The following is a 25,987-nucleotide window of genomic DNA, read 5'->3' as shown; positions in this document are numbered from 1 at the left end:
GGCCATTGAACGCCTATGAGGGCCAAACAGGCCGTCGATACGGGCTTTTTGGCCTTGGCACAGGGTTTGCTGTATCGCTGTCATGCACATCAAAAAAAATATCGGCCCCTCTGCTTCCAACCTGCCATCCAGCGGCGCGGCGATGGACGTCGTGGTGCCGCGCAAACGTGGCAAGGCCATCGCCCTCGGGCTGGCGGCCACGCTGGCCGTCGTAGCGGCCGGCTACGCCCTGTGGTCGTGGATGCCACGCGGCCTGCAGATCGACGGCGCCGACCTGCGCATCGGCCAGGCTGCGCACGGCATCTTCGTCGACGAAATCGTCATGCGCGCCAATGCGGAGCCGCTCAATTCCGTGATACTCGATTCGGTCGAATCGGGCCGCGTCGAAGAAGTCTTCGCCATCGACGGCACGCTGGTGAAAAAGGGCCAGCTGCTGTTCCGCATCTCCAACCCGCAGCGCAACCTGGAACTGCTGGCGCGCCAGTCGGAACACGCGGTCAGCATCTTCAACCTGTCCAACCTGCGGGTGGCGCAGGAGGCCAGCGCCAGCGACCACCAGCGCCGACGCGAAGACCTCCAGTACGCGCTGGAACAGGTCCGCAAGCAGCACGAACGCAATGTGCGGCTGGCGGCGCAGGGCTATATCTCCGCCGTCGCGCTGGAGGAATCGGCCGACAAGCTGCAGCAGCAGCGCCGCCTGCTGGCGCAGGAAGAACGCGCCTCCGGCACCGAGGAAAGCGTGCGTCGCAACGCAGCAACGCAGCTGGAAGCGGCGATCGGCGGCCTGAACTCCGGCCTGAAGCTGGTCTCCGCCACGGTCGATGCGCTGGCCGTGCGGGCGCCGGTCGACGGCCGGTTGACCAACTTCCGCCTGCAGGTGGGTGAATCGATCAGCACCGGCAAGAACATCGGCCGCATCGACGATCCGGCACGCTTCAAGCTCTCCGCCAGCGTCGACGAGTACTACCTGAACCGCATGGCCGTCGGCCGCCACGGCAGCGTCAAGCAGGACGAGCGCAGCTACGCGGTCGACATCCGCGCCATCTACCCGCAGATCAAGGAAGGCCGCTTCATGGTGGAGCTGGTGTTCACCGGCGGCCAGCCGCCGGTGCTCAATCCCGGCCAGAGCCTGGACGCGCGCATCACGCTGGGCGAGCCGGCCAAGGCGCTGCTGCTGCCGAACGGCGCCTTCATCAACGACAGCGGCGGCGCCTGGGTCTATGTGCTGGACGCCGGCGGCCGCACGGCGCAGCGGCGCGCGGTACGCGTCGGCCGCCGCAACAACAGCCAGCTCGAAGTGCTGGAAGGCCTGGCCGCCGGCGACAAGGTGATCCTGTCCAGCTATGCGGCCTACGGAAATTCACCACGGCTGCAGATAACGCAGTAAATTCCCATAACTATCACTAAAGGCAAACCCCATGCTCAAACTCGTCGGCATCAGCAAAATCCACCAGGCAGGCGAAATCCAGACCACCGCGCTGGATCGCATCGACCTGGAAATCGAAGCGGGCGAATACGTCGCCATCACCGGACCGTCCGGCTGCGGCAAGTCGACCATGCTGGGCATACTGGGCTTGCTGGACGTGCCTAACCACGGCGAATACTGGTTCGAGGGCCAGAACGTGGCCGGCTGGAGCGAATCGAAACTGAACCAGCTGCGGCGCGGCCGCATCGGCTTCATCTTCCAGAGCTTCAACCTGATCGAAGAGCTGACCGTGTTCGAGAACGTCGAACTGGCGCTGGAATACAACGGCACGCCGGCGCGCGAACGGCGCGAACGCGTGACGGCGATGCTCAACAAACTGGGCGTGGGCCACCGCGCCTCGCACCGTCCTTCGCAACTGTCGGGCGGCCAGCAGCAGCGGGTTGCGATCGCGCGCGCGCTGGTGGCCGGCCCCGCCGTCCTGCTGGCCGATGAACCGACCGGCAACCTGGACACCGCGCACGGCGATGAAGTCATGCGCCTGCTGCGCGAAATTAACGCCGAAGGCACCACCGTGGTGATGGTCACGCACTCGCCGGACCACGCCGCACAGGCGTCGCGCACACTGAATCTGCTGGACGGCCGCATCATGGTCGATGTCCTGCAAGCCGCTTAAAGCGTCAGGATCACCTTCATGAACCTGCGCGACTTTCGCATAGGCTGGCGGCTGCTGCTGCAACAGCCGGCCTACTCCGCCGTGGTCATCGGCGGTCTCGCCATCGGCTTTGCGGCCTGCTTCCTGCTGTTCGGCTTTGTCGAATTCTGCCTGAACTTCAACAGCGCCATACCCGACAACGACCGCGTGCTCGTGGTCAAGCAGCGCATCAATGTCTTCCCGCGTCCGGAATGGCAAACCAGGGCGTTCTTCCCCTTGCGCGACGTCGCCCTCGGCAGCGGCATGGTGTCCGAAGCGAGCATCGCTGCCTCCATCGACTCGCCGATTCGCACCGGTAACGCGTTGCGCGCGCTGGCGCTGCAAGTGGTCGATCCCGATTTCCGCACCATGTTCGGCATCGTCGCTTTGCAGGGCGATCTCGCGGCGGCGCTGACCCAGCCGGACGGCCTTGCAGTGACGCGCGCCGGCGCGCAAAAACTGTTCGGCGACGCCCCTGCACTCGGCCAGACCGTCAGGATCGACGGCACGGTATTGCAAGTGCGGGCGCTGATGCCCAATCCACCAACCAACAGCAGCCAGCAGTACGAGGCGCTGGTCGGCACCGGCAGCAGCGCCTGGCCGGAGCGCGAGACCGCGATCAGCAAATGGGGACGCGGCACCGTCTACATGAAACTCAAGCCCGGTGCGTCGATGGCGGCGTTGACGGCGCTGCTGCAGGAAGCCAGCGAAAAATCGCCGATCAACCAGCGGGTGAAAACCAGCGCCATGGGCAAAGGCCTGAACGGCCGCAACGTCGCCGATATCGGCCTGCTGCCGCTGCGCGACGCCTATTTCGACGAAGGCCTGGCCAACAGCCGCGCGGGCGAGCAGTACGGCCAGCGCAGCAGCGTGTTCGGACTGGCGGCGGCGGGTTTCCTGATCCTGCTGCTGGCCGCGATCAACTACATCAACCTGGCGACGGTGCGCACCTTGCGCCGCCAGCGCGAAATCGGCATCCGCAAGCTGTTGGGCGCCAGTTCGATGCGCCTGGTGCGCCAGTTCCTCAGCGAGGCGGTGCTGACCTCCGTGCTGGCTGCCATCGCCGGCCTGGTATTGGCCTGGCTGCTGCTGCCGACGTTCTCCGAACTGGTGAACCGTCCGCTGGCCGGCATGTTCACGCCCTTGCGCTGCCTGGTCGCGCTGGTCTTCGGCATGTTCATCGGCGGATGCGCAGGCGCCTATCCGGCGTGGCTGGCGCAGCACGCGTTGCCGGGGCCCGCGCTGGCAGGGCGCGGTAACGGCGAAACCGCGGCTGGCCTGTGGGTGCGGCGCGTGCTGACGGTGCTTCAGTTTTCCAGCGCGATGGCGCTGTCGGCGACGGCGCTGGCGGTCGGCTGGCAGACCTGGTTCGCCATGCATGCCTCGCCGGGATTCGATGCCGCGCATCTGCTGGTGTTGGACCTGCCGTCCGACGCGGAGGGCAAACAGGGAGCTGTCGCCTTCATGGAGCAACTGGCCCGGCTGCCGCGCGTCGAAGGCGTGTCGTCCATTTCGGAGGCGGTGGGCCGCGACGGCATGAAGCTGATTAATACCGTGACGACCCGGGACGGCCGCGAAATCCCATTGGAGGCCAAGAACATCAGCGCCAACTGGTTTGAGCTGAACCGCCTGAACGCGCTGCACGGACGCCTGTACAACGCGGCGCAGGATGTCGACTACAGTAAATCCCCGCGCGTCGTGGTCAACACCGCCGCCGCGCTGGCGCTGGGGTATGCGGCGCCGCAGGACGCAGTCGGACAGGTTGCGGCGAACGGCATGGAGATCGTCGGCGTTGCGCCCGACGTGCGCTTCCAGGGACTGCACCAGCCATCGAAGGCGATCGTCTATTTCGTCCGTCCCGGCGGCGTGCTGATGATACGCACCAGCGACAACCTGGAGACGGCGTACAGCGAGATCGAACCGCTATGGCGCCGCCACTTCCCCAACGCCATCATGGAGATGAAGACGCAGCAGGCCGTGCTCGAAGAACGCTACGCCACTGAAGCGCGGCTGATACGGATACTGGCGGCCACCAGCGTGATCGCCATCGCACTGGCGGCCTTCGGCATCTACGTGCTGTCGGCCTACAGCGTGCAGCGCAGCCGGCGCGAGATCGTGATGCGCAAGCTGCACGGCGCCGGCCGCATCGACATCGCGCTGATGATGGGGCGCGAATTTTCGGCGCTGGTGGGAGCCGGTGCGCTGATCGGCCTGCCGCTGGCGGCGGTGGCCATCCAGCGCTACCTGGCCGTCTACACCGAGCACGCGCCCATCGGCGTCTGGACGCTGGCGGCGGCGCTGGCGATGGCGCTGCTGGTGGCGCTGCTGGCCACCACCCGCCACACGGTGACGGCATTGCGCATGTCGCCCGCGTTGGCGCTGCGCGACTGAACCGGAGACTGGAATGAAAACTAGCGACTTTCGCATCGGCTGGCGTCTGCTGCTGCGCCATCCTCTACACTCCGCCGTGGAGATACTCGGGCTGGCGATCGGCTTCGCCGTCTGCTTCCTGCTGCTGGGATTTGTGGCCTACTCCTTCAGCTACGACAGGGACGTGCCGCAGCGCGAGCGCGTGTTCGTCATCAAGCACCGGCTGAACTTCATCCCGCAGCCGCAATGGATGGAGTACACGCCGTTCGCGCTGCGCGAGGTGGCGCTGCGCAGCGGCGTGCCGCTGGAGGCCAGCGCCTGGTGGCCGCGCCAGGCCACGCTGCAACTGCACGGACGCATGCAGCAGCTGGAGGTCACGGCGGTCGACCCGGCGTTCCAGTCCATCAGCGGCCTGCCCGCGCTGGCCGGCGACCTGCGCGCGGCGCTGACCCGGCCCGACGGCCTGGCCGTGACGCAGCAGACCGCACTGCGCCTGTTCGGCACCACGCAGGCGCTGGGACGCACCATCGAGATCAATCGCCAGGCGCTGCAAGTGCGCGCCGTGCTGGCGGACCGTCCGGCCAACAGCACGCTGCAATTCAACGCGCTGGTCGGCGTGGGCAGCGCGCTGTGGCCGGAGAAGGAGCGCCAGGATGCGCTGTCCAACTGGATGGGCATATCAGGCCGCATTTACGTCAAGACCGGCCAGGGCGTCAATCCGCAAGCCCTGCAGCGTGCGCTGCAGGACGTCATCGACCGTGCTCCGTGGGCCAGCATGGCGACGCCTGAATTGAAGGCGGCGCTGGGCCAGCGCAAGCTGGTCGATGTCGGCCTCGGTCCGCTGGCCGACGCCTACTTCGACCGCAGCGTCGCCAACACCATGGGCACCGGCCCACGCGGCGACTTGCGCGTGGTGCTGGCGCTCGGCGCCACCGGCCTGCTGATACTGCTGCTGGCCGTGATCAACTACGTCAACCTGGCGACGGTGCGCACCTTGCGCCGCCAGAGCGAGATCGCCGTGCGCCGCGTGCTGGGCGCCAGCACACGCCAGCTGCTGGCGCAGTTCATGGCCGAGTCGATGTTGCTGTCGATGGCCGCCGCCGCGCTGGGCGTGCTGCTGGCGTGGCTGCTGCTGCCGCTGGCCTCCGACCTGCTGGAGAGACGCCTGGATGGCATGTTCACGCCGGCGGCGATCGGCGTGTGCCTGCTGGCCGGAGCACTGGTCGGCGCGGCAGCTGGCGTCTATCCGGGCTGGTTGGCGCGCGGCGTCGACATGGGCATCACGCTGGCGCACCGCAGCGGCGAGACCGCAAGCGGCGCGTGGCTGCGGCGCGTCTTGACGGCGGTGCAGTTCGGCGCGGCGATGAGCATGGGCAGCGTGGCGCTGGCGATCTTGTGGCAGACGCAGTTCGCCGCAGCGGCGCCGCCGGGCTTCGATGCCGAACCGCTGCTGGTGGTGGAGATGCGCGAGAACCTGCGCGACAGTCCCGCCGCCCGTTCGCTGCGCGACGCCATCGCGCGACTGCCCGGCGTGGCCGGCGTGGCCGACACCCGCGACGTACCGGGCCGCGACGACCATACCGGCACCCACGGCAGCACCACGGTCAAGCGCGTGGACGGCAGCAGCACAGCGCTATCGGTGCATTTTGTCGGGCCGGATTTCTTCAACGTCTATGGCCTGAAAGCCTTGGCCGGACGCCTGTTCGATCCGCGCATAGAAGGCGCGGCCAGCGACGGCGAGCAAAACGTCGTGGTCAACCAGGCGGCGGTGCAGGCGTTGGGTTGGTCGTCCTCGCAGCAGGCGGTGGGACAGCGCATCAATGACAGCCAGTTCCGCATCGCCGGCGTGGCGCCCGACCTGCGCTGGGAAACACTGCGCGACCCGGTGCGTCCGACCATGTACCAGATCACCCAGGACAATCAGCTGCTGACGGTGCGCATGCGCGCCGCGCCGGATGCCCAAGGCCGCGCCGTGCTGGAGCAGGACATCGCCGCAGCCTGGAGCCGCTACTTCCCTGCCAGCGAGCCGGTGATACGCCGGGCCGGCAGCTACTACGCACAGGCCTATGCCGACGACGTGCGCATGGCCAGGCTGCTGGCCTGCGCCACGGCGGTGGTGTTCGCGCTGGCCGCCTTCGGCATCTATGTGCTGGCGGCGCACAGCGTGCAGCGCCGCGCGCGCGAGATCGTGCTGCGCAAGCTGCACGGCGCCGGCCGCAAGGCGATCGCGATGCTGGTCAGCCGCGAGTTCCTGCTGCTGACGATGGCCGCCGCCGCGGTCGGGCTACCGCTGGCCTGGCTGGCCATCGAGCGCTATCTGGCGGGGTTCGCAGCGCGCACGCCGCTGGGCGGCTGGGCGCCGGCGGCGGCGCTGGCGTTTGCGCTGCTGATCGTGGCGCTGGCCACCGCCCGCCACACGCTGGCGGCGATGCGCATCGCACCGGCGCAGGCGCTGCGCGACTAGGCGCCCGCACCAAAAAAAAAGGCCGGTTTCCTCAACAGGGGAACCGGCCTTTTTCATTTGCATCCGATCAGATTAGTTGACCGTGATGAGTTGTATCTGGAAGATCAGCGTCGCATTGGGGGGGATGGAGCCGCTACCCGCTGCGCCATAACCTTGGTCAGGCGGTATGGTCACGGTTCGCGTACCGCCAATGGCCATGCCGATGATACCGTCATTGAAACCTTTGATCACGCCATTGCCGCCCAGGACCACCGACAAATCGGCTTTACCCACGCTGGTATCGAACTGCGGACCCTTGAAGTCCGCACGGGTGCCGTCATACACCCAACCGGTATAACGCACAGTCACGGTCTTGCCGGTGGCTGCAATAGCGCCGGTACCGGTCACGTTGTCGACTATTTTCAGCGTCGTCGGCGGCGGCACGTTGGGGATCACGGTGCCCGGGACGACGTCGACCAGCTCAAAATCGTAGACCATCGGCGAATTGGCGGGAATCGCCACGTAGCCGTAGGGATTAGGACTCGGCACAGCGTGAGCGGCCGCGCCGTACACCAGGTTGGCCGGCAGGATCGCGGTGCGCTTGCCGCCTATTTTCATGGCGGCGACAGGAGCTACGCCGAGGACGGTCTGGTCCCAGCCCGCCACCACCGCGCCCAGGCCCACCGTGAACGGCGGGGCCGGCTTGCCGGTGTCGACCGAGCTTTCCACTTTGGCGCCCCTGAAACCGTTATCGGCCTTGGTCGAGTCATACAGGTAACCGGTGAAGTTGATCACCACAATGTCGCCCGCCTTCGGTGCGGCGCCGGTACCGATCACGGTATCGGTCAGTTTGAACGCCGGCTGCACCACCACCACCGCCACCGGAGCTTTCGATCCGCCGCCGCAGGCCGTCAGGGCCGCTACGCAGGCAACGGCAGCAATATATTGAAACATCGATTTCATGATTACCTTTGATGAGTATTCGTATTGGTCCCACATTCGGAGCAGAAGTTTAGCAGACCATGCCGCCTCCGCTCCGGGCGCTACATTCGGTTACATCTTTTAGCGCCGTGAGTGTGCTTAAATTTCCACTTGCGTGCCAAGTTCGATCACGCGGTTGGTGGGAATCTGGTAGTAGTCGGCGGCGCCGCGGGCGTTGCGCGACATCGCCACGAACAGGTGCTCGCGCCAGGTCGACATGCCAGCGCCGGGGGTCGAGATCACCGTCTGGCGGGCGATGAAGAAGGAGGTCTCCATCATCTCGAACGGCAGGCCGAGGCAATCGCACAGGGCCAGCGCTTTCGGGATATCCGGTTCGTCCTTGAAGCCGTAGTGGACGTTCACCTGGTAGCACTGGTGGCCCAGGTCCACCACCTTGACCTGCTCGGCCTCCGGCACGAATGGCTCTTCCACCACGTGCACCGTGAAGAACACCACGCGTTCATGCAGCACCTTGTTGTGCGACAGGTTGTGCAGCAGCGCGTGCGGCACGCCGTCGCTTTCGCCGCGCAGGAAGATGGCGGTGCCGTAGACCCGCGTCGGCGGCGCCACGAACAACGAAGCCAGGAAGTCTTCCAGCGGGATCGCGTGCTTCTGCAAGTTCTGGAACACCAGCTCGCGGCCGCGCTTCCAGGTCAGCATCACGGTGAACAGCACGGCGCCCAGCAGCAGCGGGAACCAGCCGCCGTGGAACAGCTTGAGCGTGCTGGCCGAGAACAGCATGATGTCCATGATGATGAAGAAGCCGGTGGCGGCCAGGCACAGCGCCAGCGGCATGTGCCAGCGGTAGCGGGTGACGAAGAAGGTCAGGAAGGTGGTGGCCAGCATGGTCGCCGTCACCGCGATGCCGTAGGCGCCGGCCAGCTTGTCCGACGAACCAAAACCGATCACCGCCAGCAGCACCACCGCCAGTTGCAGCCAGTTGACGGCCGGGATGTAGATCTGGCCGATTTCACGCTCGGAGGTGTGCACCACGCGCATGCGCGGCAGCAGGCCGAGGGCGATGGCCTGCTTGGTCATCGAGAAGGTGCCGGAGATGGTGGCCTGCGAGGCGATCACGGTCGCCATCGTCGACAGCACCACCAGCGGGTAGACGCTCCACGCGCCGAGCTGCTGGAAGAAGGGATTGGTGATGGCTTCCGGGTGGACCAGCAGCAGCGCGCCCTGGCCCAGGTAGTTCAGCGCCAGCGCGGGGAACACCACCAGGAACCAGGCGGCGCGGATCGGCTTCTTGCCGAAGTGGCCCATGTCGGCGTACAGCGCCTCGGCGCCGGTGAAGGCCAGCACCACCGCGCCCAGCGCGACGAAGGCGATCATGCGGTTCTGGATCATGAAGCGGAAGGCGTTCCACGGATTGAGCGCCCACAGGATCTGCGGCGCTTCGACGATGTTGACCAGGCCCATGACCGCCAGCGCGGCGAACCACACCATCATCACCGGGCCGAACAGGCGGCCGATGCCGGCCGTGCCATGGCGCTGCACCGCGTACAGCGTGACCAGCACGATGATGGTCAGCGGCACGATGTACTGTTCCAGCCCCGGCGCGGCCACTTCCAGGCCCTCCATCGCGCTCAGCACCGAGATGGCCGGCGTGATGACGCTGTCGCCGTAGAACATGGTGGCGCCGAACACGCCCAGCAGCATCAGCGGATAGTGCCAGCGCGGCGCGGCCTTGCTGACCGAATTGAGCACCAGCGCCATCAGCGCCATGATGCCGCCCTCGCCGCGGTTGTCGGCGCGCAGCACCAGCGTGACGTATTTGAGCGAGACGATCATCGTCAGGCCCCAGAAAATCAGCGAGATGATGCCCAGCAGGTTGAACTCGCTCAGCGCCAGGCCGTGCTCGGGATCGAAGATGGTTTTGAGGGTGTAGAGGGGACTGGTACCGATGTCGCCGTAGACGATGCCTACCGCAGCCAGCGTCAGGGCGACGAGGCTGCTTTTCTTATGTTGCTCGGTCAAGATTGCACCTGTTGTTGTTTTGGTGCATTGCACAATAGGATAAGTATTTGCAAAAGGCAAGGAGATTTTCGCATGGAAGGGCATTCCAAAAATTCAATATCGCCAGTGTACGCTGGTGCGGGCTGAAGCGCGAGTTCGGCGGCAGGCGCGGCGACTGGCCCGGCAGCGGCGGCGCGCCATTTAGGCGATAATGGCAGACCTTGCCCTCCGCCCCGCCGTCGCTCCCCATGAACATAGGTATTGTTTACGCCACATTCGCGTTCTTTTGCTGGGGCTTGTTCCCGCTGTATTTCCACGCCATCGGCGAGGTGCCGGCGATGGAAATCCTGGCGCACCGCATGCTGTGGTCGCTGTTGTTCCTGGGCCTGGTGCTGACCGCGCGCCAGCAATGGAAGTGGCTGCCGAAGGTGCTGCGCAATCCGCGCGTGCTGGCCAGCTTTGTCGCCTCGGCGCTGCTGCTGACGGCCAACTGGTTCGTCTACATCTGGTCGGTCAACAACGGCCACGTGATCGACGCCAGCCTGGGCTACTTCATCAATCCGCTGATCAATGTGCTGCTGGGACTGTTGGTGCTGAAGGAAAAACTGCGCCGCGGCCAGTGGATCGCCATCGGCGTGGCGGCCAGCGGCGTGCTGTGGCTGACCTGGTCGGCCGGCCAGGTGCCGTGGATTGCCTTGATTTTAGGCCTGACCTTCGGCGGCTACGGCCTGCTGCGCAAGACCGCCGCGCTGGCGGCGCTGGAAGGCCTGTCGCTGGAAACCATGTTGCTGTTCCCGCTGGCGCTGGTGTATGTGGTGTGGCTGACGCTGAACGGCCACAACACCTTCATCAACACCCCGTACGATAGCACCCGCTGGCTGCTGGCGGCGGCCGGGCCGATCACCGCGATACCGCTGGTGATGTTCGCGGCCGGCGCGCGCAAGATCCCGATGTCGGTGCTGGGCCTGCTGCAATACCTGTCGCCCACCATGCAGGCGCTGCTGGGCGTGTGGGTGTTCCATGAAAGCTTCCCGGCGGCGCGGCTGATCGGCTTCGCCATCATCTGGACCGCGCTGGCGTTGTATGTGGCCGAGGGGCTGTGGGCCGGCAAACGCGCTAAATAGTGGGCGGACGGCGGGATTTATCGTATCCTGTCGTCCTTCCTTGCATTTCTACGCAATTAAAAAATTCTTACTGAGATTCTCAATGGCAAATTACGTCTATACCATGAACAAGGTGGGCAAAATCGTCCCGCCCAAGCGCCAGATTCTGAAAGATATTTCGCTGTCCTTCTTCCCGGGCGCAAAGATCGGCGTGCTGGGCCTGAACGGCTCCGGTAAGTCGACCTTGCTGAAAATTATGGCAGGCATCGATACCGACATCCAGGGCGAAGCCGTGCCGATGCCGGGCCTGAACATCGGCTACCTGCCGCAGGAACCGCAGCTGGATCCCGAAAAAACCGTGCGCGAGGAAGTCGAATCGGGCCTGGGCGAAGTGTTTGAGGCGCAAGCCAAGCTGGAAGCCGTGTACGCCGCCTACGCCGAGGAAGACGCCGACTTCGACGCCCTCGCCACCGAGCAGGCACGTCTGGAAGCGATCATCTCGACCTCCGACGGCGGCAACCTGAACCTGCAACTGGAAATGGCCGCCGACGCGCTGCGCCTGCCGCCTTGGGACGCCAAGATCGGCGTGCTGTCCGGTGGTGAAAAGCGCCGCGTGGCGCTGTGCAAGCTGCTGCTGTCCAAGCCGGACATGCTGCTGCTCGACGAACCGACCAACCACTTGGACGCCGAGTCCGTCGATTGGCTCGAACAATTCCTGCTGCGCTTCCCGGGCACCGTGGTCGGCATCACCCACGATCGCTACTTCCTCGACAACGCCGCCGAATGGATCCTGGAACTGGACCGCGGCCATGGCATTCCATGGAAGGGCAACTACTCGTCGTGGCTGGACCAGAAGTCCAACCGCCTGAAGCAGGAAGAATCGACCGAATCCGCGCGCCAGAAAGCGCTGCAGAAGGAATTGGAATGGTCGCGCCAGAATCCTAAGGCGCGCCAGGCCAAGTCCAAGGCCCGCCTGGCCCGCTTCAACGAGCTGAGCGAGTACGAATACCAGAAACGCAACGAGACCCAGGAGATCTTCATCCCTGTGGCCGAGCGTCTGGGTAACGAAGTGATCGAGTTCAAGAACGTCTCGAAAGCGTTTGGCGACCGCCTGCTGATCGACAATGTGTCGTTCACGATTCCGCCGGGCGCCATCGTCGGCATCATCGGCCCGAACGGCGCCGGTAAATCGACGCTGTTCAAGATGATCGCCGGCCTCGACAAGCCGGACAGCGGCGAAGTGGTGATCGGCCAGACCGCCCGCATCTCGCTGGTGGACCAGAGCCGCGATACGCTGAGCGACAGCAAGAGCGTGTTCGAGGACGTGTCCGGCGGCGCCGACATGCTCAGCGTCGGCCGTTTCGACATGCCGTCGCGCGCCTACCTGGGCCGCTTCAACTTCAAGGGTTCGGACCAGCAGAAGATCGTCGGCAACCTGTCCGGCGGTGAACGCGGCCGCCTGCACCTGGCCAAGACGCTGCTCAAGGGCGGCAACGTGTTGCTGCTGGATGAACCGTCGAACGATCTGGACGTGGAAACCCTGCGCGCGCTGGAAGATGCGCTGCTGGAGTTCGCCGGTTCCGTGCTGGTGATCTCCCACGATCGCTGGTTCCTGGACCGTATCGCCACCCACATCCTGGCGTTCGAAGGCAACTCGCAGGTCACCTTCTTCGACGGTAACTATCAGGAATACGAAGCCGACAAGAAGAAGCGCCTGGGTGAAGAAGGCGCCAAGCCTAAGCGTATCCGCTACAAGCCACTGACCGTGTAAACGACGAAGGCCACCGTGAGGTGGCCTTTTTTATGGCTAGGAGGCGAACCCCGAACCGTGGCGGGGTCAGACCCCGTACGGGGTCTGACCCCAAGCTTGCGGGTTAGAAGTTGTAGCGCACGCCGGCGGTGATCGCGCTGTTTTTGCGGCCCAGGTCGATGTTGTTCTTGCCGTAGTTTTCATACTCCAGCGAGACCTTCACGTTCTTGTTGATCGCGTACTCGGCGCCAACCGAAGCGTACAGCGCGCTCTTGTTGGCGTCGCCACTGACGGAGGCGATGCCGGTGGTGGTGACGTCGTTGTGGTTACGCGCCACGCCCAGCTTGCCGAACAGGGCGACCTGGTCATTCACCGTGTAGGTGCCCTTGCCCGCAACGTAGAACGAGCTTGCCTTGGTCTGCACGTGGCCAGGCGCACCGCCTACCGTGTAGTCATAACCTTTCTTGCCAAAGTCGGTATAACCGCCTTCGACCGCCCAGGTCTTGTCGATGTTGTAGCCGGCGAAGATCTTGCCGGTCGCCTTGTCGCCGCTGCGGTCGGAGGTGCTGGTTGCGCCAGGCACGTCGAACTTGTAGTGGCTGCCCACGACACCGGCGCCGATGTAGGCGGTGCCAGCGTCATCGGCGGCGTAAGCGGAGGTGCCGGCCAGGGCGGCAGCGGAAGCAACTAATGCGAACAGAATTTTTTTCATGGTATTGGATCTTTCAGCAAAATGAGTGTTGGACTTGCTTGGGATCGCAGTTCTCTGAATTGCGATGGAACCAAGATAGCACTCACGCCAATACCTGTCCGCACCGATTTAGTAAGAAGTGTGACAGGATGTAAGCCAAATTATAGATGGCTTAAATCAGCTTCTTCCAAACTTAAGAGAGACTTAAGGTTCGCGCAGAATATTGCGGAAAGTGAGGTTGATGCGCGGTCCCTTGGGTCCGCGTTCCTTGTTGATGCCGTGCAGCCAGTGATGCTGCAAGCTGCCCGCCATCAGCAACAGGCAGCCGTCGCCCAGCGCCAGCTTGACGGTCTTCGGCAGGGTACGGTGCTTGAGGATGAAGGTGCGCGCCGCGCCGAAGCTGACCGAGGCGATGGCGGGATTCGGCCCCAGCGTCGGCTCGTTGTCGGCATGGAAGCCCATGCGGTCGCGTTCGTCTCGGTAGTAGTTCAGCAGCAGGCTGTTGAACTGGCGGCCGGTGGCCAGTTCCACTGCCTGCTTGATGTGCAGCTGCAAAGGCGTGAAGGGCAGCGGATGGAACAGCTTGCCGGAATATCGGTAGCGGGCGTCGCCATGCCAGGCGCTCAGGCGCGGCTGCATGTGCAGCTTGCCCCAGACCTGGATCTGTTCCTCGCGCCAGTCGGTTTCGTCGAGCAGACGCTGCATGGCCTCGGCCGGCGCCAGGTCCAGCGCCAGCCGCTGCTGGAACCACAGTTCGCCATCCTCGATCGGGATCGGCATCAAGTCGCTGTCGTCGGCAAATAAGTCCATGCGCGGTATGATACCGGCACTACGTCAGCCAGGATATCTCATATGAAAAAACGCCAGTTTCTGGGCCGCGCCGCGTTGGCCGGCATGGCCGCCGCCACCCTGCCCGCCGCGCAAGCCGCAGCCACCGCGAACAACGCCGGGCCGGCGCTGCTGACCGTGACCGGCGCCGTCGGCAAGGTCAACCGCGGCCGCTTCGATCCGGTGCGCGACCAGATGATGTTCAAGCAAAAACTCAGCTTCGACAAGGCGCACGCCTTCGACTTCGCCGCGCTGGCCGCGCTGCCGGCCATCACCATCCAGCCGACGCTGGAATACGACGGCAAGGTGCACACGCTGCGCGGCCCGCTGCTGCTGGACGTGATGAAGGCGGCCGGCGCATCGCTGGGCGATGGCGGCAAGCTGGTGTTGCGTGCGGTGGATGGTTATGCGGCCACGGTCACTGTGGCGCAGGCGCGCGCGCAGCGCACCATCGTCGCCACCCATCTGGATGGCGCGGCGATGGCGCTGGGCGGACTGGGTCCGCTATGGGCGATTTACGATGCCGACAAGGTCCCCGAGATGGCGGCCAAACCGCTCGCAGAACGGTTCGGTTCCTGCCCGTGGGCCTTGTATCACATCGAGGTGCAGGCTTAAAAAAGTTGCCGTAAAATGAGCGCAGCTAGGCGTAGCGACGAAGACAGTGCGCAAGCACGGCTAGGAGCTACAACGACGCTGCGGTCTTTTTACGGCAACTTTTAGGCGTAGGCTTCGGCCAGGGTCATCACGCGTGGCGCAATGGTGATGCCGATGCCGCTGAACAGCGCGGTGATGGCGGCCATATTGGCTTCCATCTCTTCGGCTTTCCAGCCCTGGAACAAGTCGGTGCCGTCTTTCTGGAAGTGCAGGTCCAGCACCTTGCCGCGGTCCTTGTGGGTGTAGCCGCCGCTGTAGGTGTTCTTGAAACCCATCGCCGCCAGCGCCGCCAGCACTTCGGCCGGAGGATTGTCCGGATCGGTGGCCATGAACACACCAAAAGTCTTGCCGGGTGGTTTAGCGGCGATATCTACGTCGTAAATCCCTGGCGCTTTCGTGACGGTCGTACTCTTCAGAAATAACATGTTCTTACCCCTATCCTATTGGTGCGCCGGCTTATTGCTAGATTCTTCAAGAAAACATTCTAAGAAACAAGCTTATTGCTAATTCCGAGGTTTGTCGACTAATCCCGCCACTTATTTGTGAATTCGTACCAATAAAACTGCAACGCTCGCTCACGGGAAAAGCATACACCTACTTAAAATATAGTTGTTAAGTAGTAATTTGCAAGGAGATAAGAGGCGTAGTCGTCATGGCGGGCTATTTCTGCCGTTTTCGGCGCGCCAGATCGGCGGTAGGCGCCACCAGCGCCCGGTAAAGTTCGCCAGTTGATCTGTCCCACTGATCGACCGCCCGTTGTTGGCGATCCACAGTCACCATGTCGCCGCGCGCGATCGGGCCGCTGAGCGCGGCGGCGGCGCCGAGCCGGAACACATTGGCCATCGACTCGCTGGCCAGCGGCTGCGCCATCTGGCGCGCCACCGCCTCCGGGATGCCGGCCGCCATGTAGGCGCGCAGGGCGGCGTCCAGCACCGTCACCAGGTAGTTGCTGGCGAAGACGGCGGCGGCGTGGTACACGGTCTTGGCCGAGGCGTCGATCGGCACCGGCTGCGCGCCGATCGCCTGCAAGGCCGGCGTCAGCACGGCCAGCGCGGCGGCGTCACCCTCGATGCCGCAGAAGGTGCCTGAAAATTGGGCAGCCACCGCCGCCGGATCGGCAAAGCTGCGGATCGGATGGACGCTGGCGACCAGCGCGCCCGCATCGCGCGCCGCCTGCAACTGGCCGGACGCCAGCGCGCCGCTGCAATGGAACACGATGCTGCCTTGCAGCGGTACCGCCTGCGCCAGCGCGGCGCAGGCGCCGGCGATCTGGTCGTCGCCGACGGCCAGCACATGGATATCGGCCGGCTGCAATTGATCGTAGCGCTCCACCGGCGCGCCGCTGCCGACGAAATCCACGCCCGCCTGGGCCGAGGCGGCGGAGCGCGTCAGCACCTGCTGCACCTGGAAACCGCCATGTGTCGCCAGCAAACGTCCCAACACGCGACCGACATGGCCGGCGCCGATCAGGTTGAGGGTCGCCATCAGAAACCGGACCCCGGCTGCTGCAAAAACGCCTGTTCTTCCGGCGTCGACGCGCGGCCAAGGATGGCGTTACGGTGCGGGAAGCGGCCGAAGCGGCGTATCACCTCCCGGTGGCGATGGGCGAAATCGAGCATGCCGGCGATGGCCTGGCTGGTGGCTGGCGGCATCGTGTCGCGCCCGGCGTCCGCCATGCGGGTGTACAGGGCCACGGACTGCTCCTGCATCGCCATATCCTCCGCGTGCTCGAACGGCAGGTAAACAAAAGCGCGCTGCAAGGACGGCAGCGCCAGGTCTTGTCCGGCCTCGACCATATTGAGCGCCGCCTGCAAGGCTTGCGGGTCGCCGGCAAAGGCCAGCGGCGTGCCGCGGTGGACGTTGCGGCAGAACTGGTCCAGCACCAGGATGCGCGCCAGCGCGGACTGCGGGCCTTCCGCATCCCACGCATGCAGGCCGCCGGCCAGCGCCTGCTCGATCAGCGCGCCGAAACGGCTGGCGATCTCGCGGTCGAAATCGTCGTTCTTCTGGAACCACTCGCGGCGCGTCGCGTCGGCGGCCTGCCTTGGGGAGGGCTGGAACCAGAAATCGAATACTGCCCTGGCTTGTTCGTTCATGCTCATGTTAGTTGCGTGCGTGCGAGAGTTGGAAGCTGTGGATGCCGTCGAATTGCGCCAATTCGGCCGACAGCACCGACATCGGCGCGCCGCTACGCTTGCTCAGCGCGATCGCGACGAAGCGCCATTCCTGCATGCCGCCGTCGCTGCCTATCATCATCGAGCCGCCGGCGATTTCGTAGCCGCGTTGCAGCGCCATCGCGCGCAGCGCCGGCTCCTGCGGCAGATAGCCGGCCTTGAAGCGCATGGTGATCGCGATCGCATGCCGCGACGGCAGCCAGGCCTCGACCCTGGTCAGCAGGATCATCGCGCCGGCGCACAGCACCGCCAGCCCCATCGCGCCCAGGTAGAAACCGATACCGACCATCACGCCGATCACCGACGAGGCCCAGATCGAGGCCGCCGTCGTCAGGCCGCTGATATTAAAGCCTTCGCGCATGATGACGCCGGCCCCGAGGAAGCCGATGCCGGTGACGATGCCTTGCACGATGCGGGTCGGGTCGGAGGTCAGGATGGTGTGGCCGGCATGGCCGCCGAACCACTCGCTGGGATAGCCGCCGATCACCGTCAGCGCGGCGGACGCCATGCATACCAGCCCGTAAGTGCGCATGCCTGCCGCTCGACCATGATACGAACGCTCGTAACCGACCATCAGGCCGAGCAGCAACGCGCCGACCAGATTCAGCAAGATTACGCCGTTGGTGGCGATTTCATGGGCAGACCAGTAAGCAAACAGGAACTCGATCGGTGGCATGCGTGGTCTCTTTCAGTGGTGGCGCTACGGTGTTTTTTTAACGAGCTGTTTTTCGAACGCGACATCGAGCTTGCTGACGCGCCGGGGCGGCCCCGGCGAAATGCCGTTGACGAAGGCGACGAAGTCGTCGAGCTCCAGCGGCGCGCACAGCGGCGGCTGGCCGGGGCCTTCGGTCAGGAAGAAATGGCCGCTGCCGGTGCGCGACATCGAATACTTGGCATTTCCACTACGAACCTTGAGACGGTCGACGGCCGTCGTGGCCCGGGTTGCGCGGCCGCTCACAGCGCCTCCGTGCGGGTTTCCAGCCACGCCAGCGCGGCGCCGGACAGCAGCGGGCGCAGACGCTGGCGCACTGTCGCGTGATAGTCGTTCAGCCAACGTTTCTCGTCGTCCCGCAGCAGCGAGGGCTCGATGCAGCGGGTGTCGATCGGACACAGGGTCAGCGTCTCGAAATCGAGGAACTCGCCGAATTCGGTCTGGCCCGCGGGACGGTTGAGCACCAGGTTTTCAATCCGGATGCCCCACTTGCCGGGGCGGTACAAGCCCGGTTCTATCGATGTAATCATGCCTGGTTCCATGGCGGTGTGCGGCTCCGGCATCGCCGATTGCGAAATCGACTGCGGGCCTTCGTGCACGTTGAGGAAGTAGCCGACGCCGTGGCCGGTGCCGTGGCCGAAGTCCAGGCCTTCGGCCCACAGCGGCGCGCGGGCGATGGCGTCGAGCATCGGTGATTTGGTCCCGCGCGGGAAGCGCGCCGAGGACAGGGCGATCACGCCCTTGAGCACCAGCGTGAAATCGCGTTTGTGCTCGCCGGTGATGGCGCCGACGCCGACCACGCGGGTGATGTCGGTGGTGCCGCCCACGTACTGGCCGCCGGAGTCGATCAGCAGCAGGCCGTCGCCTTCGATGACGGCGTGCTGGGCTTCGGTGGCGCGGTAATGCATGATCGCGCCGTTGGAGCGGAAGCCGGCGATGGTGGAGAAGCTGGGGCTGACGAAGCCCGGACGGCGTCCGCGCGCGGCCGTGATTTCACGGTCGATGGCCAGTTCGGTCAGCGCCGGGCGCTGCGGATCGGCCAGCGTTTGCTCCAGCCAGGTGAAGAATTCGCACAGGGCGGCGCCGTCCTGCTCCATCGTGGCGCGCACGTGCGCCGCATCGGCCTCGCTTTTCTTCGATTTGGCGAAGGTGGTCGGGTTGATCGCCTCGATCACCCGGACCGTGGCCGGTATCCACTGGCGCGTGCCGTAGGTGAGGCGGCGCGGATCGATCAGCAATGTACTGTCGGCAGGCAGCTCGGCCAGCGCGGCGGCCGCCGCTTGGTAAGGCACGACATCGACGCCATCCTCCGCCAAAGTGGCGCGCAGCTCCGGCGCAACCTTGCCGTCGGCGACAAACAGCGTGGCGCGGGCCGGGCCGATCAGCGCGTGGGACAGGAAAATCGGGTTGTAGTTGACGTCGGCGCCGCGCAGGTTGAACAGGTAGGCGATGTCGTCCAGCGTCGAAATCAGGTGGCGCTGCGCCCCAAGTTGCTTCATTGCAATGCGCAAATCAGCCAGTTTGCCGATGCGGGTCTTGGAGGCGTAGGGCGGCAGGTGTTCGTACACCGGCGCGGCCGGGAGCGCGGGGCGGTCGGTCCAGACCTGGCCGAGCAGGTCAAGATCGGTGCGCAGCGCAACATCCTTGGCCTGCAGCGCCTGTTCCAGCAGGCGGGCGATGGACAGGCCGAGCACGGCGCCATCGACGGCCGCCGTCTGGCCTGGTTTCAAATGGGCGGCCAGCCAGTCGACATATTGCACGCTGGCGCCGGAGGTCAGCTTCATCAGCTGGATGCCGGTATTGGCCAGTTGCTGGTCGGCCTGGGTCCAATAACGGGCGTCGGTCCAGATGCCGGCGAATTCGGGCGTGATAATAAATGTGCCAACCGAGCCGGTGAAACCCGACAACCATTCACGGCCCTGCCAGCGCGACGGCAGATATTCGGACAAATGGGGATCGGCGGACGGCACGATCAGCGCGTCGATCTGCTGTTGACGCATCGCCGCGCGCAACAACGCCAGGCGCTCGACGACGTGGGAAGTATCTGGAATATGCATGGCTGAGGTCAATTTCCGGTGCGCCGCCGATGCGGCATAGCTTGTCGCTATGATACCGCGATTGTCTGACGCATAGGTTTAGAACTTTGATTTACCCTCGAACAAGCGACAGATCAAATGGTTTTAATCGCTCAGCCTGTTTCCCAATAATCTGCGCGAGTGGCAACTGGTGTGCAGCCAACCATCAGCGAATCTCGAAACAACGGTCGTTCCCGCGAAAGCGGGAACCCATGCCCAGTATCCTGCGTACCGGAGTATGGATTCCCGCTTTCGCGGGAATGACGATTTAGCTGTTATTCGAGTCTTCCATAAGATTTAATTTATTCTCGCGAATTAATTTTTAAATCTATTTTCTAAATTTTCACGAGGCGAACCTGTGCTCGGCAACGGATAAAAGCTGGAATTTGGCGCAAACACGCCAATAATTAGCATGGACAACGGGCGTGGCTGCGCCTTTCAGTATTGATGGGCACAACTGGACGGGGGATTGAGGTGGGAGCTCACCCCAAGAAGTTGGGGCTCCGCGAATTCACGCCTCGTAGCGGCGCAGGCCTTCGAGATCGAGTATGCGGATGCCGCCGTAATCAAGACTTAATAAGCCTTGTTTCTCCAGCAGCTGTAACGCCTGATTGGCGCGCTGGCGCGAAGCGCCGGACAGCAGGCCCAATTCCTCCTGCGATATCTGCACCAGTTTCTCCAAGCCCGGATAAAGATGGGAATTGAACATGGAAACCAGACAGCGCGCCACGCGGGTATCGGGATTTAATAAACGGTCATTTTCCACCATGCCGATAAACTGCCCCAACCGCTCATTCAACTGCATCAATAAAAACCGCGTGAATGGCAAACTGGTGTCCAGCAACCAGTGAAAAGTGGACATCGGCATGCGGGCGATACGGCTATCGCGCAATGTCATCGCATCGTATTTCAATATCTCCCGCTTTAATATCGAACCCTCGCCAAACCAGCCGCCGGGTGGCACGCCGGTAAATGACACGCTTTTACCGGCCGCCGAGAAATTAGTCATCTTGACCATGCCCTCCATAATCCCCAGCCAATGCTCGACCATTTCACCCTTGCGGCAAACATAACCACCCTTCGGAACGAAAGTTTCAAAGGTCTCGGCCTCCACGCGCGCCATTTGTTCAGGCGTCAGACCCTGGGCCCAGATCGCCGTGCGCAATGATTCCTTGAGAGTAATTTGATGTCGATTAGGCATTATTGCAACGCAATATGGAAAGTTCGGTCAAATGTCGCCGAAAAGACAACCTGACTCCCGGCGGCAGGCTAATATCATCACATAAAAAGGCTGCCGTATCAGAAGTTTAACAAGTACGAGCAAACAGCAACAGGAGACACTGGTGCATACACAGAACGAGACGTTCCCGCGTTGGCTGCTGACCCATGGTCGGCTCCGTCCGGGCAAACCCGCATTCCGGGAAAAATACCTGGGCATCTGGCAAAGCTGGACCTGGGCCCAGGTCAACGACGAAGTGCGCGCGCTGGCCTGCGGCCTGGCCGCCATCGGCTTCCAGCGCGGCATGAACCTGGCCATCATCGGCGACAACCGCCCCCGCCTCTACTGGTCGATGCTGGCCGCGCAATGCCTGGGCGGCGTGCCGGTGCCGCTGTACCAGGACGCCCCGGCCGCCGACATGGCCTACGTGCTGGAAAACGCCGAAATCCGCTACGCCATCGTCGAAGACCAGGAACAGGTCGACAAGTTGACGGAATTGCAAAGCCTGTACCCCCATGTCGCGCACGTGGCCTACGACGACGAGCGCGGCATGCGCCACTACCGCCAGCAAGGCCTGCTGTCCTTCGCCCGCCTGCAAGAACTGGGCCGCGACTGGGACAAGGCCAATCCCGGCATGTTCGACGCCGCCGTCCAAGCCGGCAAGGGCGGCGACAACGCCATCATCCTGTACACCTCCGGCACCACCGGCAAACCAAAAGGCGTGTGCCAGACCCACAGCGCGCTGATCGCGGCCGGCACCGGCGGCGTCGGTTTCGAGAACCTCACCGACGAGGAAGACATCCTGTCCTACCTGCCGATGGCCTGGGTGGGCGACTGCCTGTTCTCCTTCGCGCAGGCGATGACGGCCGGCTTCACCGTCAACTGCCCCGAATCCGGCGACACCGTCATGACCGATATGCGCGAAATCGGCCCTACTTATTACTTCGCCCCGCCGCGCGTGTTCGAGAACATGCTCACCACCGTGATGATACGGATGGAGGACGCCGGCGCCATCAAGCGCCGCATGTTCCATCACTTCATGGCGGTGGCGCGCCGCAGCGGCGCCGCCATCCTGGACGGCAAACCGGTGCCGCTGTCCGACCGCCTGGCCTACGCGGTCGGCCAGGTGCTGGTCTACGGCCCGCTGAAAAACGTGCTCGGACTGTCGCGCGTACGGGTCGCCTACACGGCCGGCGCCGCGATCGGCCCGGACCTGTTCCGCTTCTACCGCTCCATCGGCGTCAACCTGAAGCAGTTCTACGGCTCCACCGAAACCTGCGCTTATATATGTCTGCAACCGGACGGCCAGATCAAGTTCGACAGCGTCGGCCTGCCGGCGCCCGGGGTCGAGGTCAAGCTGGCCGATAACGGCGAGGTATTGGTCAGGTCACCAACATTGATGGACTGCTACTACAAGCGCCCCGACGCCACCAGCGAAGCGATCGACGCCGAAGGCTACTTCCACACCGGCGACGCCGGCCTGTTCGACCACGAAGGCCACCTGAAGATCATCGACCGCGCGGCGGACGTCGGCAAGATGAACGGCGGCGCCATCTTCGCGCCCAATTATGTGGAGAACAAACTCAAGTTCTTCCCCTTCATCAAAGAGGCGGTGGTGTTCGGCGACAAACGCGACGAGGTCTGCGCCTTCATCAATATCGACATGGAAGCCGTGGGCAACTGGGCCGAACGCCGCAGCATCGCCTATTCCGGCTACACCGACCTGGCCGCGCACCCGCAGGTGTATGGCCTGGTGCGCGACTGTATCGAGCAGGTCAACGCCGACCTGGCCGCCGAGCCGATGATGAGCGACACGCAGATCCACCGCTACCTGGTGCTGCACAAGGAGCTCGATCCCGACGACGATGAGCTGACCCGCACCCGCAAGGTGCGCCGCAAGTTCATCGCCGAGAAGTACGCGGTGCTGATCGAGGCGCTCTACAGCGGCAAGCAGTCGCAATTCATCGAAACGCAAGTCAAGTTCGAGGATGGACGCAGCGGGCTGGTGGCGGCGGACCTGAAGATCGAGTCCAGCAAGACTTTCCCTGCCATCAAAGCAGCGGCATGATCGAGGAGGCCACCATGCAAATGAACGAACCAGACACCCACTTCGGGGCGGACGCGGATCCCAGCCGCCGAAAAATCGGCCCGGTGATCCTCGACCTGAAAAATATCTCGCTGTCGTTCGGCGGGGTGAAGGCGCTGACCGACATCTCCTTCGACGTCAAGCAGCACGAGATCCGCGCCATCATCGGTCCCAACGGCGCCGGCAAAAGCTCGATGCTCAACGTGATCAACGGCGTGTACCGCCCGCAGCAGGGGGAGATCATCTACCGCGGCGAACACCGCAAGAATATGGACTGCCACGCGGCCGCCAAATCCGGCATCGCCCGCACCTTCCAGAATATCGCGCTGTTCAAGGGCATGACGGTCCTCGACAACATCATGACCGGCCGTAACCTGAAGATGAAGTCCAACTTCCTGATGCAGGCCCTGTACTGGGGCCCGGCGCGGCGCGAGGAAATCGCCCACCGCGTCAAGGCGGAGGAGATCATCGACTTCCTGGAGATCCAGGCGATCCGCAAGACGCCGGTGGGCCGCCTGCCATACGGGCTGCAAAAGCGCGTGGAACTGGGCCGGGCGCTGGCCGCCGAGCCGGAAATCCTGCTGCTCGATGAACCCATGGCCGGCATGAACGTCGAAGAGAAACAGGACATGTGCCGTTTCATCCTCGACGTGAACGACCAATTCGGCACCACCATCGTGCTGATCGAGCATGACATGGGCGTGGTGATGGACATCTCGGACCGCGTGGTGGTGCTCGACTACGGCAAGAAAATCGGCGACGGCACGCCCGACGACATCCGCTGCAACCAGGATGTGATCAACGCGTATTTAGGAAAGGCCTGCGAATGAACTTTTTCTTTGAAGTGCTGATCGGCGGCCTGCTGTCGGGCGTGATGTACGCGCTGGTGGCGATCGGCTTTGTGCTGATCTACAAGGCCTCCGGCGTGTTCAACTTCGCCCAGGGCGCGATGGTGTTCTTCGCCGCGCTGACCTGCGTCGGCATCGTCGACAAGTTCGGCGTGTCGCTGTGGGTGGCGATCCCGCTGACCATCGTCGTCATGATCCTGCTCGGCATCGCCATCGAGCGCGTGGTGCTGCGGCCGTTGGTGAACCAGCCGGAAATCACGCTGTTCATGGCCACCATCGGCCTGGCCTTCTTCATCGAAGGCCTGGCGCAGTTGATGTGGGGCTCGCAGGTGCACAAACTGGAGCTGCCGATCGAGGACGTGCCGTCCGAATACCTGATGAACAAATTTAACATCCTGGTCTCGCAGTTCGACATCATGGCGGCCGCCGTCTGCGGCCTGCTGGTGACCGCGCTGGCACTGCTGTTCTCCAAGACCAAGGTGGGCCGCGCACTGCGCGCGGTGGCGGACGATCACCAGGCCGCGCTGGCCGTCGGCATCCCGCTGCAACGCATCTGGGCGGTGCTGTGGGCGGTGGCCGGGCTGGTCGCGCTGGTGGCCGGCCTGCTGTGGGGCGCCCGCAACGGCGTGCAGTTCGCGCTGACCTTCGTGGCGCTGAAGGCGCTGCCGGTGCTGATCCTTGGCGGCTTCACGTCGATGCCGGGCGCGATCGTCGGCGGCCTGATTATCGGCGCCTCCGAAAAAATGGCCGAGGTGTATATCGGCCCGCTGGTCGGCGGCGGCATCGAAGGCTGGTTCCCGTATGTGCTGGCGTTGTTGTTCCTGCTGGTGCGGCCGGAAGGCCTGTTCGGCGAAAAAATCATCCGCAGAATCTGAGAGAGTAAAGGTAAAAACGATGCTCTACCGCGAAGCAGGACAATTTAAGACCAGCTATCAGGCCGACAGCCAGATCTTCCCGATACTCCAGGACCGCATCGCGCTGTTCGCGCTGCTGGCCGTGGCGATCGTGGTGGTGCCGCTGTTCGCATCGCCGTACACCTTGTCGGCGATCCTGATCCCCTTCCTGATTTTCTCGCTGGCCGCGCTGGGACTGAACATCCTGACCGGCTACGCGGGCCAGCTGTCGCTGGGCACGGCGGCCTTCATGGCGGTCGGCGCCTTCGCCTCGTATAACTTCCTGGCGCGGCTGCCAGGCCTGCCGGTGCTGCTGGCCTTCGTGCTGGGCGGCTTGAGCGCGGCGATGGTCGGCATCGCCTTCGGCCTGCCGTCGCTGCGGATACGCGGCTTCTATTTGGCCGCCTCCACGCTGGCCACGCAGTTCTTCGTTGTATGGTGCCTGACCAAGATCCCCTACCTGACCAACTACAGCAGCTCCGGCGTGATCACCGCGCAGAAAATCGCCATCCTCGGCTACCAGTTCGATACGCCGGGCCGCAAGTACCTGCTGGTGCTGGGCGTGGTGGCCTTCATGGCGCTGCTGGCCAAGAACATGATCCGCTCCAACGTCGGCCGCTCGTGGATGGCGGTGCGCGACATGGACGTGGCGGCCGAGGTGATCGGCTTCCGCCTGATGCGCACCAAGCTGCTGGCCTTCGCCGTCAGCTCTTTCTACTGCGGCGTGGCCGGCGCGCTGTACGCCTACGCCTACCTCGGCACGGTGGAACCGGAAGCCTACAACCTCGACCTGTCGTTCCGCATCCTGTTCATGGTGATCATCGGCGGCGTCGGTTCGGTGCTTGGCTCCTTCCTCGGCGCGGCGTTCATCGTGCTGCTGCCGGTGTTCCTGAATATTTTCGCGCACAGCCTGGCGCTGCCGACCAGCGTGGCGTCCAACCTGGAGCTGATGGTGTTCGGCGCCCTGATCATATTTTTCCTGATCGTGGAACCACACGGTCTGGCGCGTTTATGGCAAATCGGTAAAGAGAAACTGCGTCTGTGGCCATTCCCGCACTGAGCGCATAAAAAACAATAACCTGGA

The 25,987-nt window shown here is 63.9% G+C and carries 22 protein-coding genes; 11 read left to right on the top strand and 11 right to left on the bottom strand.

The genetic code is table 11. The features are described from left to right. Positions 1-82 precede the first annotated feature (82 nt). Genes V6M89_RS08530 through V6M89_RS08515 form a run of 4 tightly spaced genes read left to right on the top strand, consistent with a single transcriptional unit; the run spans position 83 to position 6,951 of the window. Positions 83-1,387, top strand: coding sequence for an efflux RND transporter periplasmic adaptor subunit (locus V6M89_RS08530; RefSeq protein ID WP_332852784.1), 1,305 nt, complete (start codon positions 83-85; stop codon positions 1,385-1,387). Positions 1,388-1,418: 31 nt separating this feature from the next. Further along, positions 1,419-2,099: an ABC transporter ATP-binding protein gene (locus V6M89_RS08525; protein WP_008443565.1), complete on the top strand. Its 681-nt coding sequence runs from the start codon at positions 1,419-1,421 to the stop codon at positions 2,097-2,099. A gap of 18 nt (positions 2,100-2,117) precedes the next feature. After that, positions 2,118-4,508 (top strand): ABC transporter permease, encoded by a 2,391-nt coding sequence (locus tag V6M89_RS08520; RefSeq protein ID WP_332852783.1) that lies wholly within the window; start codon positions 2,118-2,120, stop codon positions 4,506-4,508. A 13-nt stretch (positions 4,509-4,521) separates the two neighbouring features. Next, positions 4,522-6,951: an ABC transporter permease gene (locus tag V6M89_RS08515; RefSeq protein WP_332852782.1), complete on the top strand. Its 2,430-nt coding sequence runs from the start codon at positions 4,522-4,524 to the stop codon at positions 6,949-6,951. Positions 6,952-7,023: 72 nt separating this feature from the next. Here the strand turns inward: V6M89_RS08515 and V6M89_RS08510 are convergent, their stop codons facing one another. Together V6M89_RS08510 and V6M89_RS08505 are read right to left on the bottom strand one after the other, a co-directional pair. Then, positions 7,024-7,884, bottom strand: a complete 861-nt coding sequence (locus tag V6M89_RS08510) for an FKBP-type peptidyl-prolyl cis-trans isomerase (RefSeq protein WP_332852781.1) — start codon at positions 7,882-7,884, stop codon at positions 7,024-7,026. A 126-nt stretch (positions 7,885-8,010) separates the two neighbouring features. Beyond that, positions 8,011-9,891 carry a potassium transporter Kup gene (locus V6M89_RS08505; protein ID WP_332852780.1) on the bottom strand — a complete coding sequence of 627 codons (1,881 nt, stop codon included), beginning with the start codon at positions 9,889-9,891 and terminating at the stop codon, positions 8,011-8,013. 227 nt (positions 9,892-10,118) lie between these two features. Here V6M89_RS08505 and rarD point away from each other — a divergent pair, with 227 nt between their 5' ends. Further along, the gene (gene rarD / locus V6M89_RS08500) at positions 10,119-10,994 is read left to right on the top strand and encodes an EamA family transporter RarD (RefSeq protein ID WP_332852779.1); all 876 of its coding nucleotides are present in this window, start codon (positions 10,119-10,121) and stop codon (positions 10,992-10,994) included. Positions 10,995-11,076: 82 nt separating this feature from the next. Next, entirely contained in the window at positions 11,077-12,744 is a 1,668-nt protein-coding gene (gene ettA / locus V6M89_RS08495; RefSeq protein WP_116991210.1) for an energy-dependent translational throttle protein EttA, read from the top strand. A 103-nt stretch (positions 12,745-12,847) separates the two neighbouring features. On the opposite strand, the gene V6M89_RS08490 is transcribed toward ettA, so the two are convergent. Further along, the gene (locus tag V6M89_RS08490; RefSeq protein ID WP_332852778.1) at positions 12,848-13,435 is read right to left on the bottom strand and encodes an outer membrane beta-barrel protein; all 588 of its coding nucleotides are present in this window, start codon (positions 13,433-13,435) and stop codon (positions 12,848-12,850) included. A 183-nt stretch (positions 13,436-13,618) separates the two neighbouring features. After that, positions 13,619-14,224 (bottom strand): alpha-ketoglutarate-dependent dioxygenase AlkB family protein, encoded by a 606-nt coding sequence (locus tag V6M89_RS08485; protein ID WP_332852777.1) that lies wholly within the window; start codon positions 14,222-14,224, stop codon positions 13,619-13,621. A gap of 42 nt (positions 14,225-14,266) precedes the next feature. Here V6M89_RS08485 and V6M89_RS08480 point away from each other — a divergent pair, with 42 nt between their 5' ends. Beyond that, complete coding sequence (locus V6M89_RS08480) at positions 14,267-14,857, top strand: molybdopterin-dependent oxidoreductase (RefSeq protein WP_332852776.1); 591 nt, start codon at positions 14,267-14,269, stop codon at positions 14,855-14,857. A gap of 101 nt (positions 14,858-14,958) precedes the next feature. Here V6M89_RS08480 and V6M89_RS08475 read toward each other — a convergent pair whose 3' ends face one another. The 7 genes from V6M89_RS08475 to V6M89_RS08445 all read right to left on the bottom strand — a co-directional run bounded on the left by V6M89_RS08475 (position 14,959) and on the right by V6M89_RS08445 (position 21,058). Next, entirely contained in the window at positions 14,959-15,321 is a 363-nt protein-coding gene (locus V6M89_RS08475) for a hypothetical protein (protein ID WP_026334793.1), read from the bottom strand. A 235-nt stretch (positions 15,322-15,556) separates the two neighbouring features. Continuing rightward, positions 15,557-16,381 (bottom strand): Rossmann-like and DUF2520 domain-containing protein, encoded by an 825-nt coding sequence (locus V6M89_RS08470; protein WP_332852775.1) that lies wholly within the window; start codon positions 16,379-16,381, stop codon positions 15,557-15,559. Next, on the bottom strand, positions 16,381-16,998 hold the full coding sequence (locus V6M89_RS08465) for a DUF924 family protein (protein ID WP_332852774.1): 618 nt from the start codon (positions 16,996-16,998) through the stop codon (positions 16,381-16,383). Before V6M89_RS08465 ends, V6M89_RS08470 begins: the two co-directional genes overlap by 1 nt. 1 nt (position 16,999) lies before the next feature. Further along, complete coding sequence (locus tag V6M89_RS08460) at positions 17,000-17,746, bottom strand: MgtC/SapB family protein (protein WP_332852773.1); 747 nt, start codon at positions 17,744-17,746, stop codon at positions 17,000-17,002. Positions 17,747-17,770: 24 nt separating this feature from the next. After that, positions 17,771-18,028, bottom strand: a complete 258-nt coding sequence (locus V6M89_RS08455) for a hypothetical protein (RefSeq protein WP_116991218.1) — start codon at positions 18,026-18,028, stop codon at positions 17,771-17,773. Further along, positions 18,025-19,839, bottom strand: a complete 1,815-nt coding sequence (locus V6M89_RS08450) for an aminopeptidase P family protein (protein ID WP_332852772.1) — start codon at positions 19,837-19,839, stop codon at positions 18,025-18,027. The genes V6M89_RS08455 and V6M89_RS08450 overlap by 4 nt, the downstream gene beginning before the upstream one ends. 529 nt (positions 19,840-20,368) lie before the next feature. Further along, the gene (locus V6M89_RS08445) at positions 20,369-21,058 is read right to left on the bottom strand and encodes a Crp/Fnr family transcriptional regulator (protein WP_116991220.1); all 690 of its coding nucleotides are present in this window, start codon (positions 21,056-21,058) and stop codon (positions 20,369-20,371) included. A gap of 139 nt (positions 21,059-21,197) precedes the next feature. Between V6M89_RS08445 and V6M89_RS08440 the strand changes: the two genes are divergently transcribed. Genes V6M89_RS08440 through V6M89_RS08425 form a run of 4 tightly spaced genes read left to right on the top strand, consistent with a single transcriptional unit; the run spans position 21,198 to position 25,963 of the window. Beyond that, positions 21,198-23,144, top strand: coding sequence for an AMP-binding protein (locus tag V6M89_RS08440; protein ID WP_442881959.1), 1,947 nt, complete (start codon positions 21,198-21,200; stop codon positions 23,142-23,144). Positions 23,145-23,158: 14 nt separating this feature from the next. Beyond that, positions 23,159-23,992 (top strand): ABC transporter ATP-binding protein, encoded by an 834-nt coding sequence (locus tag V6M89_RS08435; RefSeq protein WP_332852770.1) that lies wholly within the window; start codon positions 23,159-23,161, stop codon positions 23,990-23,992. Next, complete coding sequence (locus tag V6M89_RS08430; protein WP_332852769.1) at positions 23,989-24,885, top strand: branched-chain amino acid ABC transporter permease; 897 nt, start codon at positions 23,989-23,991, stop codon at positions 24,883-24,885. The genes V6M89_RS08435 and V6M89_RS08430 overlap by 4 nt, the downstream gene beginning before the upstream one ends. A 19-nt stretch (positions 24,886-24,904) precedes the next feature. Then, positions 24,905-25,963 (top strand): branched-chain amino acid ABC transporter permease, encoded by a 1,059-nt coding sequence (locus V6M89_RS08425; RefSeq protein WP_332852768.1) that lies wholly within the window; start codon positions 24,905-24,907, stop codon positions 25,961-25,963. Positions 25,964-25,987: the final 24 nt, after the last annotated feature.

Origin of the sequence: Duganella sp. S19_KUP01_CR8 (genome assembly GCF_036688705.1) — a bacterium.
Taxonomy (GTDB): Bacteria; Pseudomonadota; Gammaproteobacteria; order Burkholderiales; family Burkholderiaceae_D; genus Rugamonas.
Note: the sequence above shows the minus strand (reverse complement) of the source record. Positions and strands in the feature narration are given on the sequence as shown.